General features: G+C 37.1%; 14 protein-coding genes and 1 pseudogene. 4 read left to right on the plus strand and 11 right to left on the minus strand.

From position 1 onward, the window contains the following. The 7 genes from cshA to AC06OU_RS17435 form a co-directional block, all read right to left on the minus strand. Nucleotides 1-1,500 (minus strand): degradosome RNA helicase CshA (gene cshA, locus AC06OU_RS17405; protein WP_475857452.1); only part of this gene is annotated, 1,500 nt, incomplete at its 3' end. Nucleotides 1,501-1,835: 335 nt separating this feature from the next. After that, nucleotides 1,836-2,531 (minus strand): alpha/beta hydrolase, encoded by a 696-nt coding sequence (locus AC06OU_RS17410; protein ID WP_169360974.1) that lies wholly within the window; start codon nt 2,529-2,531, stop codon nt 1,836-1,838. Between the two features lie 17 nt (nt 2,532-2,548). Beyond that, entirely contained in the window at nt 2,549-3,916 is a 1,368-nt protein-coding gene (locus AC06OU_RS17415; RefSeq protein ID WP_475857454.1) for a UDP-N-acetylmuramoyl-tripeptide--D-alanyl-D-alanine ligase, read from the minus strand. A gap of 5 nt (nt 3,917-3,921) precedes the next feature. Then, on the minus strand, nt 3,922-5,028 hold the full coding sequence (locus AC06OU_RS17420) for a D-alanine--D-alanine ligase (RefSeq protein WP_475857456.1): 1,107 nt from the start codon (nt 5,026-5,028) through the stop codon (nt 3,922-3,924). A 63-nt stretch (nt 5,029-5,091) separates the two neighbouring features. Further along, a complete protein-coding gene (locus AC06OU_RS17425) occupies nt 5,092-5,406 on the minus strand; it encodes a DMT family transporter (protein WP_340881784.1) in 315 nt (104 codons plus the stop codon). Further along, nucleotides 5,406-5,735: a DMT family transporter gene (locus AC06OU_RS17430; protein ID WP_475857458.1), complete on the minus strand. Its 330-nt coding sequence runs from the start codon at nt 5,733-5,735 to the stop codon at nt 5,406-5,408. The genes AC06OU_RS17425 and AC06OU_RS17430 overlap by 1 nt, the downstream gene beginning before the upstream one ends. Before the next feature lie 61 nt (nt 5,736-5,796). Continuing rightward, nucleotides 5,797-6,534: a hypothetical protein gene (locus tag AC06OU_RS17435; RefSeq protein ID WP_475857460.1), complete on the minus strand. Its 738-nt coding sequence runs from the start codon at nt 6,532-6,534 to the stop codon at nt 5,797-5,799. 201 nt (nt 6,535-6,735) lie between these two features. Here AC06OU_RS17435 and AC06OU_RS17440 point away from each other — a divergent pair, with 201 nt between their 5' ends. Next, nucleotides 6,736-7,917, plus strand: coding sequence for an FtsW/RodA/SpoVE family cell cycle protein (locus AC06OU_RS17440; protein ID WP_475857461.1), 1,182 nt, complete (start codon nt 6,736-6,738; stop codon nt 7,915-7,917). Between the two features lie 64 nt (nt 7,918-7,981). Here the strand turns inward: AC06OU_RS17440 and AC06OU_RS17445 are convergent, their stop codons facing one another. Next, the gene (locus tag AC06OU_RS17445) at nt 7,982-8,119 is read right to left on the minus strand and encodes an Lmo0850 family protein (protein WP_251553339.1); all 138 of its coding nucleotides are present in this window, start codon (nt 8,117-8,119) and stop codon (nt 7,982-7,984) included. Between the two features lie 173 nt (nt 8,120-8,292). Between AC06OU_RS17445 and AC06OU_RS17450 the strand changes: the two genes are divergently transcribed. Both AC06OU_RS17450 and AC06OU_RS17455 read left to right on the plus strand, forming a co-directional pair. Continuing rightward, a complete protein-coding gene (locus AC06OU_RS17450; protein WP_475857463.1) occupies nt 8,293-8,706 on the plus strand; it encodes a CBS domain-containing protein in 414 nt (137 codons plus the stop codon). Between the two features lie 233 nt (nt 8,707-8,939). Continuing rightward, nucleotides 8,940-10,100, plus strand: a complete 1,161-nt coding sequence (locus AC06OU_RS17455) for an MFS transporter (protein WP_475857465.1) — start codon at nt 8,940-8,942, stop codon at nt 10,098-10,100. 69 nt (nt 10,101-10,169) lie between these two features. Here AC06OU_RS17455 and AC06OU_RS17460 read toward each other — a convergent pair whose 3' ends face one another. Both AC06OU_RS17460 and AC06OU_RS17465 read right to left on the minus strand, forming a co-directional pair. Beyond that, nucleotides 10,170-10,466, minus strand: coding sequence for a VOC family protein (locus AC06OU_RS17460; protein WP_475857466.1), 297 nt, complete (start codon nt 10,464-10,466; stop codon nt 10,170-10,172). Next, the gene (locus AC06OU_RS17465) at nt 10,463-11,764 is read right to left on the minus strand and encodes an MFS transporter (protein WP_475857468.1); all 1,302 of its coding nucleotides are present in this window, start codon (nt 11,762-11,764) and stop codon (nt 10,463-10,465) included. The genes AC06OU_RS17460 and AC06OU_RS17465 overlap by 4 nt, the downstream gene beginning before the upstream one ends. Nucleotides 11,765-11,912: 148 nt before the next feature. On the opposite strand from AC06OU_RS17465, the gene AC06OU_RS17470 reads away from it, so the two are divergent. After that, the gene (locus tag AC06OU_RS17470; RefSeq protein WP_475857469.1) at nt 11,913-13,133 is read left to right on the plus strand and encodes a helix-turn-helix domain-containing protein; all 1,221 of its coding nucleotides are present in this window, start codon (nt 11,913-11,915) and stop codon (nt 13,131-13,133) included. 87 nt (nt 13,134-13,220) lie between these two features. Here AC06OU_RS17470 and AC06OU_RS17475 read toward each other — a convergent pair. After that, a pseudogene (locus AC06OU_RS17475) lies at nt 13,221-13,438 on the minus strand (hypothetical protein); the annotation flags it as partial.

Raw genomic sequence — 13,438 nt, forward strand, 5'->3', positions numbered from 1 at the left:
ACCGTCGCGTGGACCGCTGCTACGCCGACCAGCACTTGGACGTGACCCGCTTCCTGAACGAGAAGATCCGCGATCGCTTCGTCCACGTGATGAAGAACTACGTCCGCCACCGCCGCTGCTACGGTTACCTTTGTATCCGCCACCGCCACTGCGTCCGCCGCCACTACGCTCTCTACGAGCTGGTAATGGACGTTCTTCTGAAAGTGAGATTGGTGAATCGTCTGGCTCTTTCGTCATTGACTTGATTGCTGCTGCAACCACGTCAACTGCTTCATGCTTTTCAAGCATTTCTGCAGCAAGTGTACGATAGTCACCTAAATCATTTTTGTTAATAATTTCAGTAAGAGCTTCAATTGCTACACGTTGTTGCCCTACTAATGCTTCATCTGAGCTTGGTGGACGAAGAGCTGTCATACGTTTTTTCGTAGTGTCTTCAACAATACGAAGGTAACCCATTTCTCTTGGAGTAACAAATGTTACCGCAATTCCGCTTTTACCAGCGCGTCCTGTACGACCGATACGGTGAACATAGCTTTCTGGATCTTGTGGAATATCAAAGTTATAAACGTGAGTAACGCCTGAGATATCTAATCCACGAGCAGCTACATCAGTTGCAACAAGAATATCAATTTTATTTGATTTGAACTGTTTTAATACAGACATACGCTTCGCCTGGCTTAAGTCTCCATGAATTCCTTCTGCTAAGTAACCACGGATGCTTAGGGCATTTGCAAGCTCGTCTACGCGACGTTTAGTACGTCCAAAAATAATTGCAAGCTCTGGTTGGTGAACATTTAATATTCTAGAAAGGAAATCAAATTTTTCACGCTCAGTAGCTTTTACATAGAACTGTTCAATATTTTCAACAGTCATTTCTTTTGATTTGATCTTAACTTCAACTGGATCTTTCATGAATTTATCAGCAATTTTACGAATTGGTCCTGGCATAGTTGCTGAGAACAATAAAGTTTGACGATTGTCTGGAACACTTTCTAAAATTGTATTGATATCATCAATGAAGCCCATGTTTAACATTTCATCTGCTTCGTCCAAGATTAATGTTTCCACTTGGTCAAGCTTTAAAGTACGACGGTTAATATGGTCAAGAATACGACCAGGTGTACCAACGATTACTTGTGGCTTGTTTTTAAGCGCACGGATTTGACGGCCAATTTCTTGTCCTCCGTATACTGAAAGTAAACGAACTTTTTTATCATAGCCTAATTTATAAAGCTCTTCAGAAACTTGAATTGCAAGCTCACGAGTTGGAGCAATAATTAAAGCTTGAATGTTAGGGCTTTTAGGGTCAATCTTTTCAATCATCGGAATACCGAAAGCGGCAGTTTTACCAGTACCAGTTTGTGCTTGGCCAATAATGTCGCGGCCTTCCATAGCATGAGTGATAGTACCTTCTTGGATTGGTGTTGCTTCTTCAAATCCCATTCGTTGTACGGATTTTAGTGTAGAAGCGCTAATATTTAATTCTGAAAAATTTGTCAAAATTTTAATCTCCTTTTTGTTCTGTTTTGACAAATGGTTACATTTTCAGATGAAATTGCGGCAAATTCGAGCCTATACGAGGAACGTTTCCGTTACTTAAAATTCTCTGTGGTTTCAATCAGAGGGGTCTAATATAAAGGGAAAGCCCGGTCTTTTGCCGAGCGGTTCGTTAATTCTTACGTAAACAAACCGTTATGTTCAAAAAAAAGTACTCTTCAATAAATGCTGAAGAGTCTTCGCACAAAATGTATCCATTGTTCTAAACGTAGTATAGCATGCAATTGTCCCAGTTGCAATGAATTAGAATTTAAAGTCAGTAGCTCCGAACTTTTCTTCTACATTTCTTCCCTTAAAAATGTAAGAGCTTGTGGAAACCATTCCTGACAATCATCGCTGTAACAAATATGGTGCTTCCCGCTCTCCGAAAAAATTAGCTGTTTGTTTGTCGAACGGATATGATCAAATAAGAAGGGTGCTGTCGTAAAAGGAACAATTCCATCTTTCTTTCCCTGAACTAAACATACTGGGATTGTAATTTGTTCATAATAAGGTTCAACCATTTTCACCACTCGAACAAATTCTAAAGCAGCTTGAATAGGAGTTGCACGAAGTTTGTTACTATAGATTTGAAACAGCGTATTTTCTTCTGCTTTACCTTCAACTATTTTTTTAGCGACGTCTCCTATATCATGTAGCAACTGCGTTGGATTTATGTATTTTGCGGCAGCACTTAATAAAACCAATCTTTCAATTTTATAGCGTAGAGCCAAGTAAATGGCAATAATCCCGCCCATGGAAAAACCAACCACAAACACTCGATCTACTTCCTTTTGCAGCAAGCGCAAAGCCTGCTCCGCTGCCATCATCCAAGATTCGGCTGTTAGGTTTTTTAACTCAAGTGTTTCCCCATGGCCAGGTAAAGTAGGAACTACAATTTTCCAGTCTGTATTTACTTCTAGATAATCCACATAAGGTTGGACTTCATATGGACCTCCAGTAAAACCATGTAAGCAAAGTACTCCTGTTTTCATGCCATCCCTACTTTCTACTATTTTTGAAAGGGTTCAATTACCTTCTCTAACTTCATTCCCCTTGATCCCTTAACTAAAACAATAGATTGATTTGTTATTTTTGAATCTAAAAAGGATATAAGTGACTCGTAATCATTTTCCACCCATTTCAGCTGTTGCTCATCAAACTTGTCTGATAGTTGGTCTTTTAACCACTTCATACGTGAGCCAAATAAACAAACACCTGAGAACACCTCATTGGATATATACTCGCCAATTTCCTCGTGGAATGTTTTTTCATCCGGACCAAGCTCAAGCATATCTCCAAGCACAAGCCATTTATCAGGTTTAATAGTCGACTTCTCTAAAAATTGAATAGCTGCTCTCATAGAAGTTGGGGCAGCATTATATGCATCGTTAATAAAAATACTGCCATTGTTAGTTTCAATTACCTGCATGCGCATATCCGTTAGTACGATTTTCTTTAAGGCATCGCGCATCTGTTGACTCGACAAACCTATTTCTTTCCCTACAAGTAATGCAGCCAACGTATTTTTCACTTGATGCTCCCCTAGAATGGGTATAGACATTTCTTCATTTATCTCTCCATTTACAATAAAGCTGCTTCCCTGCTCAGTAAATGTAACTTGTTCAATACATAAATCGTTATTATTTCCTGTACCAAAGGATTTAGTATTTAAACCTGGTACATTCGATATAAACGGTTTCAAAAGAGGTTCGTCACCATCATAAACGAGTAGCCCATCCTCATTTAAACCAGCTATAATCTCAAACTTTGCTTTAGCAATTCCTTCTCTAGATCCAAGATCCTTCATATGCGCCTCTCCAATATTTGTGATTACTGCATATGTTGGTTTTGCCATATTTGAAAGGAATTCAATTTCTCCAAACGAGCTCATTCCCATCTCTAGTACCGCGTACTCAGTATCCTCCTCAAGGGATAGAATAGTCAGAGGAAGTCCTAGTTCATTATTAAAGTTCCCTTCCGTCTTCATCACACGGTAATAAGGCGAAAGCATTCCTGCGATTAGGTCCTTTGTGGATGTTTTACCGTTCGAGCCAGTAATTCCTATGAATACAGTAGATAGCTCTTCTCGATACGCTCTAGCCATCTGTTGAAGTGCTGCCTCACTACTGTCTACAAATAGCAGAGGTACATTCTTAGGAGGATTCGGTTCATCCTTTAACCAGAATGCTGCAGCTGCTCCTTTATCGAATGCGCTCTCTACGAATTTATGACCATTTACATTCTCACCTCGAAAGGGGATAAATAAATCCCCCGGCTTTAACGTACGTGTATTAATAGAAACTCCTGTTACTAAGGGATTACTAGATGGCTGTTCTATACCTAACCATTTTGCGATATGCTCTAATGTTTTTTTCAACTTAGTCACTCTCCATCCTTTGAATGTTCGAGCTGCTGTTTTTCCTCATAGCGCTCAATCGCTAGTGATATTAGCTCCTCGATCAAGTCTGAGTAGGATAAGCCGGAAGACATCCAAAGCTTAGGATACATGCTAATTGGGGTAAAGCCAGGCATTGTATTCACTTCGTTGATCAGCACCTCTTCTGTATCTGTAACAAAGAAATCTGCACGAACCAGCCCAGAGCAATCTAATACTTTAAATGCACGAATTGCCGCATCCTCTAGTGATTTTTGCAATCTAGTTGAGACATTTGCAGGTATTGCATAGTTTGTCGTTCCATCTATATATTTTGCAGAGTAGTCGTAGAAATCTTTCGTTGGCAATACTTCTCCCGCTACTGAACATCTTGGAGAATCGTTTCCTAAAACACTCATTTCTATCTCACGAGCTACAATGCCTTGCTCAACTAATATCTTACGGTCATATTTAAACGCTAGGTCGATTGCTTTTATAAGCTCTTGGCGATTGTTTACCTTTGTAATTCCAACACTTGATCCTAGATTAGCTGGTTTGACGAACAAAGGCCATTTTAAGCTTTCTTCAATTTTTTCAAGTAAAACTTCTTGATTGTTTTTCCACTCACGTCGAATGAAATGAACGAAAGGAACCTGTTTTAAGCCAGCTTGAGCAAACAGTTGCTTCATTACTACTTTATCCATTCCGGCAGCAGAAGCTAGCACTCCATTTCCAACGTAAGGCAAGTTTAATACTTCTAGTAATCCCTGAACTGTTCCATCCTCGCCATTAGGTCCATGCAGCAATGGGAAGATTACGTCTAATCCTTCATTACCTTCCGCAGTCTCAAGGTTCTTAGTTGTATTATCAATTGGAAGGAAACTTGTTATATCATTCGCTTTACCTGTATCTTCTCCAAATTGAAGCGTTTCAACCGTTTCAACAGGCCCTAATAGTTTTTGTCCCTTTCTCCATTCTCCCTCTTTCGAGATGAAGACAGGATACACTTCATATTTAGCAAAATCTATTGCTTGCGAAACCGCTCTTGCCGTTAATAAAGAAACCTCGTGCTCCGCAGATTTTCCACCATATAATAATCCTAATTTCAATTTCATCACTTTGACCTCCACGTTTTGGATATTTCTATTTTATCATTTCTTGTATCTATACATGAATTGTTAGCCAAATAGTTTTAGGCCAACTACTCCACATATAATACAGCTTAAAAAGAATAATTTTAGACGACTTTTCTTTTCGTTAAACAAATACATACCGATCAATACACTTCCTGCTGCCCCAATTCCAGTCCAAACAGCATACCCTGTACCTACAGATATATCTTTAAGGGCTAAGGAAAGTAAAAAGAAACTTAAAGATGCCGTAATAATGGTAAGTATAGAGAACTTCTTATTTGTAAAGCCATTAGAAAGCTTCATACAAACTACAAAACCTACCTCAAAAAGACCAGCTACAATCAGTATAATCCATTCCATTAGTCTGCCTCCTCTGTATCAATCAGCTTTAAACCAACGATACCGAAAAGTAGCAGACATAAGAATACGACTTTACCTGCATTTACTTGTTCATCGAACCATAAAATACCTACGACCGCCGTGCCGGCAGCACCAATTCCCGTAAATATAGCATATGCAGTTCCAATCGGAATCGTCTTCATCGCCTGTGCAAATAAAAAAAAGCTAATCACTAGAAACATTATGGTGATAATAGAAGGGATAAGCTCTGTAAAACCATGAGCTTCCTTTAACCCAATTGCCCATATAATTTCAGTTAAGCCTGCAACTATAAGTAAAATCCATGCCACTATTTATCACCTCATATACATAATAGACGCTTTTGCAACAGAATGTAGCAAAAGCGTCCTCTTATATTTCTATTAAGAAATCATATGGTCTTTTAACATGGTGCTTAATATCTTCTAGCACCTCGTCAGGAAAAATATTTTCCGGTAAGCAACGAATTTCAATTCCATAATTAGTCTTATCCACGCGGAACAAAGACATGAGAACACCGTCTTCATAAAAGTCGGTGTACCTTTCCACAGTTGCAGAGGACAACTCTGGCAATATAATATTATTCTTTTTTCTCCAAAATGCAGTAGATTTCGTTTTTTCTTTTATCACTTGATTGAATAAGTCAGCGATTAAGCCGTAAAAATCTTCTATATCTCGAAAATAAATTTTAGTTATATGCTCATCTTCATCGGTTAAATAGACAAATCGATTTTGAAGGTGATGATAAAATGGTGATCGAAACGCTTCTTTTTTGTGTGCTATATATAAAAGCTCTGCTTGTTCTTGAGGAGTCAGCAGATTTAATCGTCGCTCATCTGAGAAATCCAAAAAACAAAGGGAAGTAGGTTTTTCAGAGGACTCCTTTAAAAAATGCCCAAATTGATTTTCCCCTATAAAATCCATTTGTGTATGGATATTAAAAGAAGCATCTTCGTAACGATGCTTTAACAACAAAAGGGATGATAAATTAGCAAATTTTAAAAATAGTTGAACTGAAAGACCACTAAATAATGTGAAATGCTCTATCTCATTTGCATGAACGTATAGATGAGTTAAATAGTCATCTAAATCTCTCTCTTTTTTAGCCACTGAATTTTCACTCCTCATATAAGATATATATTAGCATAATTTTATTTAAACGAAACAACTGTTTTTGTAATATCGTCTATATTACTCACAAGCCAAAAAAGAGTATTTACGATATAATAGAAAAAGTGTGTTTCCTTCTATATAAGAGAATGGAAATGAAACAAAAATTTGTATATTTATAAAGAAATCTAGGTGATTTTTATGGAAAATAAAAAAGGCTTTGCTGATCGCTTCGATTGGACATTAGCTTTTATTTTATTATTATTTTTGATCGTTAGCTTACTAGCCATTTCCTCGGCTCAGACTACAGGTCAATACGCATCGTATAACTTTGTATCCAAACAGCTTTTTTGGTATGTTGTTGGGTGCGTAATTATTGCGATGGTTATGTTTTTTGAGCCAGAACAATACAAAAGAATGGCATGGTATATATATGGAATAGGAGTTTTCCTTTTAGCCATTCTTGCTATCCTTCCAGAGAGTATGGATTTAGTAGAACCTCGTAATGGGGCAAAAAGCTGGTTCCATTTACCAATAGGGGACATTCAGCCTGCCGAATTTATGAAGACCTTTTATATTTTAGGTTTAGCACGCCTTATTACCTATCATCATGAACAGTATGTGATGAAAACAGTTAAAACAGACTTTATACTATTAGGGAAAATAGGTATTACCTTAATTATCCCATTAGCTTTTATAATGCTTCAGCCTGATTTAGGTACTTCATTAGTTTTCTTAGCAATTACTGCTGCATTAATAGTCGTGGCAGGTATTACATGGAAAATTATTTTACCTCTATTTTTAGGTGGTCTTGGAATAGGTGGACTCTTTTTGTGGATGGCCTTGTATGCACAAGACTTCTTGGCTAAATATTTTGGCTTCGACCCTTATCAATTTGCACGTATTTATTCGTGGATAGATCCATATTCATATGCTTCCAATGAAGGAATGCATCTTATTACAGCTTTGAATGCAATTGGTTCAGGAGAAATATTCGGTAAAGGGTATGGAGAACGTGTTGTATATGTACCGGAAAATCATACCGACTTCATCTTTGCTGTCATTGGAGAGGAATATGGATTTGTTGGTGCTAGTATAGTAATAAGTCTCTATTTCCTACTGATCTATCACTTAACCAAAATAACCTTACAGCTTAAGGATATGTACAGCACCTATGTATGCGCTGGTATTATTGCCATGATCACTTTCCATGTATTCGAGAATGTTGGCATGACTATTCAACTTCTACCTATAACGGGTATTCCACTACCATTTATAAGCTACGGCGGTAGTTCCTTGATGGGTAATATGCTTGCTATCGGTTTAGTCTTTAGTATGAAGTTTCACCATAGAACATATATGTTTGCTAAGGATGAAGATTAAGCGACAAAAATAAAAAAGAGTGACTGAAGCATTCGTTTTAACGAGGCTTCAAGTCACTCTTTTTTTAGGATTGCACATGTGGACTTTGTGCGGGTGGTGATAAAGCTTTAAGTATTTCAAGCCTAGATTTTGTCATTGTAACAGTCACACCAAGTTTTGATAGATTACTTACAATTTTCTTTAAATCAACTTCCTTAGCCAATCCACCTCAGTCCCTTCCATTTATTATTACGAATATATATTTAAAAGGTTTCTTTTATTTTATTTATTTTTCTCTACCCTATAATACCACTTTTTACATGGCCTAAACCTTTCATTTTTATTACATATTTTACGCATTTGTAAACCATCATAACCTCTAAAGGAGTGATATCGATGATTGTACAGGATGTAATGAGTAAGCAAGTGGTTACGTGTAGCCCTAATGATTATGTAAACGAAGTTGCTGAACAAATGCGTTCATTGGATATCGGTTGTTTACCAGTAGTAAGCAAGAAAAAGCTAGTTGGAATGATCACAGACAGAGATATTGTAACAAGAGCAGTCGCTAAAGATGTCAAATGCAAAGTAGAAGACATTATGACTAAAACCGTTATCTCAGCTTCACCTCAAGACTCTACAGCTGAAGCATCTATTTTAATGGGTAAGCATCAAGTCCGCCGACTCCCTGTAGTAGAAAATGAAGAGTTAGTAGGCTTTGTATCCCTTGCTGATTTGGCATTTCCTTTTCCGCATATACAAGAAGTCTCCGAAGCTATACAGAGTATATCCGAACCAAGGAGTTATTAAACTGTTCTTTTCATTTCCCTGTTAATGTGAGTAGGAAAACCTATCCAAGTAAAATCTGCCTCCAGTTAAAAATGTACCAAGGGATGATAAATTTCTTCAGCTAGTGATATTCTTGTTCAAACCCTTGATATACCATGCTTTCATTCACCAATTTCTCTTCACCTATTTCGAGGTGAAAATTCCTTCCGAAACAGGTATTATAGATGGTAAGGTTTGAGAAAGCAGGTTTGACAATGAAAAAATCACTTATTATATTAATGTCCGTTCAATTTCTTGTTTATCTAGGCTTTGGGATTATTATTCCCGTACTGCCTGAGGTTATACTTCAGGAGAACTATAACGAGGTTCATGTAGGAGGTCTACTAACAGTCTATGCTTTAGCTTCCTTTTTCACTGCTCCTCTTTGGGGAATGCTTTCTGATCGGATTGGACGTAAAACACTTATTCTAACAGGATTAATCGGCTTTAGCTTAAGCTTTTGGTTATTCTCCTTATTTTTCGATTCATTGGTGATGCTTTACCTTTCTCGTGTAGTCGGTGGACTATTTTCAGGTGCGCTTTACACTGCGGTAACTGGCTTTATAGCAGATCTATCCGATGAGGAAAACAGAAATAAGTATATGGGCTTCATGGGAATGTCTATTGGTTTAGGTTTTATATTTGGACCAGCAATTGGAGGTATTCTAGGTCATATTAGCTTGGAAACTCCATTTATCGTCTCAGCTATTCTATTGTTAGTCATTTTTGTTTATGCGTTAATCATTTTAAAAGAACCAGCTCGTACTGGTGAAGCCAATAAGCGAACGATTCTTCCAAGAGGCGCTTTGAGCTTATGGTCCTACCGTATAAAATATTTATTCCTCTTTTCTTTTATGGTTACCTTCCTACTTGCTGGCTTGGAGGCAACTTTTCAGTTATTTCAAATTGAAAGAGTAGCTATAACACCATTACAAATTGGTTATCTGTTCATGTTCAGCGGCTTTGTTGATGCAGCTATTCAAGGTGGAGTTGTAAGACGTATCAAGAACGGAACGGAGACAACTTGGCTTCTTTATGCACAAGTAGTTACAGCTATAGGGTTGGTCATGACAGTCTTTACGACTAATATTTTTTGGGCGGGATTATCTCTTTGTGTTTTTACAGCAGGTAATGCACTTGCCAGAACAACCATTGTATCCCTTACCTCCAAAGAGTCCGGTGGTCGATATGGAACTGCAGCTGGGATGACTTATTCAATGGATAACCTCGGTCGCATCATTGGTCCTCTCTTGTTTGCATGGTTGTTTACGAAGCAGCCAGATAATATTTATGTATTGTCCGGGATTCTTGCGATATTAGCAATAGGTTTAATTTTCGCGTATCGTAGATCAACTAAAACATTAAAAAATGTATAAGAAAGCACAGAGCAAACAAAGGCACCGTAAATTTAAATTTACAGTGCCTTGTTTAATTTAATCTCAAATTTAACATTTACATATCATTAAAGTATTTCCATCAGGATCCTTAAAATTAAAATAATGATTGTGCTCAATTTTAATAAGAAGATTCACGCCTTTATTCTTCAAATATTGAAATGCCTCTTCAATATCTTTTGTGTTGAAATGAAACCCAAAGAAACACTCTTTTTTATTTTTACTGGGGCCTCCCCACCGCCCACCAGCCTTGCAAGCTTTGAAGTGGGAGTTTATAGGAAAGCCGCCACTTTTAGTAGCTGTTGTAATGGACCAGTCTACCCCTTGCTTCTCCAGAGCAGATTTCATTCTGGCTGAGGGTCTGGTGTAGTCTGCACTTTCCCTTTCGCAAGCTCTGGATGTGCTTTTCTAATAACCGATGGCCTTGCAAGCACTAAAACGGTAGCTATTAATAGAACTCCCGAAGTAATGAGGATTAGCTCTGCAGAGAACACATCATACAGAAACCCAAAAACAACCATCCCAAGTGGCATTAGAGCCATTGACCCTGTCTCTAAAATAGAAAATACACGGCCTTTATAATCATCATCTATTGTCTTTTGCATCATGACCATTATTGGTGTATTAGTGACCATCATAGTCACTCCAAAAACAAAGAGGATTATAATATAAAATACCACGGTCCCAAAGTAAGACATGTTCATTAGTAGTGGTGTCGCAATTGATGCCAATAAAAACCCTGTGCTTACTATGCTCCATTTAGAAACAAAAAGAGGGTATTTTAACTCCTTCGTACTTGAGAAGTAAATAGACATTAAGAGCATTCCAACAGCAAAGGCCATTTCTGTATAACCAAAATGGACTGGATCAAGCTTTAATTTTTCGATTAGGATAAACGAATATCCAACCTGAAAAGCTCCAAACAAAAAGTTCACTATTAAAGAAATAAAAATAATTATTTTTACGACAGGCTTTTTCATTAAATATTTAAAACCCTCTTTAATGCTTTGTAGCATCGACTCTTTAGGAGCCCCTTCTACCACTTCTTTTCTTGTAGCAAATAATTTAAAGTTCATCGTAGATTCTAAAACTATCGCTATAATAGACGCTGTCAAATAAATTCCTAAAAACACCGGCATAGACACTGTTCCATATAGTATTCCCCCTACCGCTGGACTTCCAATAGCCGCAAAGGAAATAGACATCTGATTTAATGACATCGCTTTTTGTATTCTCGCTTCATCTACTAGTCCCGTCATAGAAGAACTAAATGTTACCCCCGAAAACGTTGAGGTAATGGATAAGATGACTGTTGTTATATAAATCGCGACCAATGACAATTCTGCATTTATACTGAAGATTAATAATCCACCTATCGCCAACGAGCTGGCAATTTGAGCTCCAATAATAATTCCTTTTCTAGAGTATTTATCAGCAGCATACCCTGCAAAAGGAGCAAGTAGAGTTCTAGGCAAAATACTACATATTAGATTTGTTGCGAAGCTTGTGGCAGATCCAGTTAGCTGTAGAATATAAAAACTGATAGCAAATGCATAAACTTGAGCGCCAAAAATCGATATGAGCTTACTAATGGTGAATGTCCATAAATGATAAGTAGCTTTTTTCAACTTCACTATTTCTTCCATAATTTTTTCCCCTTTGTTTAGCTTTTTCTTTCTATTTGTTCTGAAAAAACTAAAAGTTTAATTTTATTAAACAAATAATATCATATCCGTTCTTCCATTTCAACAAAAAGTTTAATATAATTAAACTAACAATAAAAGAGGTGAAGCTATGCAGACGCTTGGAGAGCGAATACGTACTTTGAGAAAACAACAAAAGATGACTCTAGAGGCTCTTGCAGGTACCGAATTAACTAAGGGAATGCTCAGCCTAATAGAAAATAATAAGGCTAAGCCCTCTATGGAAAGCCTTCAATATATCGCTAAACAGTTAAACGTAGATGTTTCGGAGTTATTAGAGGAAGTAAGCGGACAAGAACTACGTGTAGTTTTAGAGAAAGCCGAGATTCTTTTTAATACACACTACGATGTTCTATCAGATGAATATGAGCAACTAATACAATTAGTAGAACCGTACTTGCCAAAGATTGGTCAGGGGTATGAATCAGCGCGTTTGTTAGAAATGTACAGTCGTTGCATGTACCAAGTACATAAAAAAGACTGGGAAGAACCATTAAACCAAGCTGCAGATCTTTATGAGAAGTTAAATATCACTTCGAGACGAGCTAAAATAGGAATTGTACGAACAGCCGTAAAATTTCAGGAACATAAATACGAGGAAGCCTTAAAAATCCTTCAACGGGAACGTACTTACTTAGAGGATACAGGAATTTGGATTGATCCTATCTCTCGACTTGACTTTGACTATGTAGAGACTGCACTATACTATGCAATTGGTGATCATGAATCTGCGCTGAAGCTAATGGACCAAGCAATTGAGTATTCTAAAGAAAATAAAACCTTTTACCATTTAGATGACCTCTATAGAATCGCTGCTGCCCATGCAATGATGCAAAAAGATGAGGAAAAAATAGAGTATTATGTAAAGAAAATAGAGGCATATGGAGTCTTTGCAGATGATCCAGATGCCGGGCGCTTCTCTTCTTTTATGAAAATTCATTACTTGAATTCTTATAAATATGAATATGAAGAAGCAGAGAAGCTATTCCAAGCCTATACTTTAGAAAAAAATAAGATTTTTACTCCCTACTTTGTTTTGGAGAGAGGAAAAACCTTGTACGGTTTAAAACAATTTGACGCTGCAATTGAACAATTAGAAGAAGTCGTTATTTTGGAGACACTTGGTCACCCTATTGATTTGTCCATTTTTTACGAGAAGGATGCTTATCTAGCATTATGCTATAAAGCGAAGGGACAGATGGAAAAAGCTAAAGAAGCTGTTCAAAAAGCATCTGACAACATAAGTAATATGCCCGCCACTCCCTATAAAACATTCATCCAGCAGACTTTTAAACAAATTAATTCAGATTAAATCTTTCCATAGTTACATAAGTAAGACTCATTGTAACCAATGTTACAATGAGCCTTATTTAATGTTGCGTTTATTATTACCAGCTATTCACAGGCTACTTAATTCTGCAAGCGACTTACTTCTTCCTTCATGATATAGGCGGTAATTAGCAAACCAATTTATAAATTTTGTCCATGCAACTTCAAAATCTGGCTGAATACATGATATTTGAATAAGGCTTTTTTCTTTTAAATATTCACTTTTATAATGTAAATCAAAGCCTGACATCCTTGCATCCTCAGCGAGGTGTGGAAATTGGTTTTCTT

This window comes from Psychrobacillus sp. (assembly GCF_056205495.1).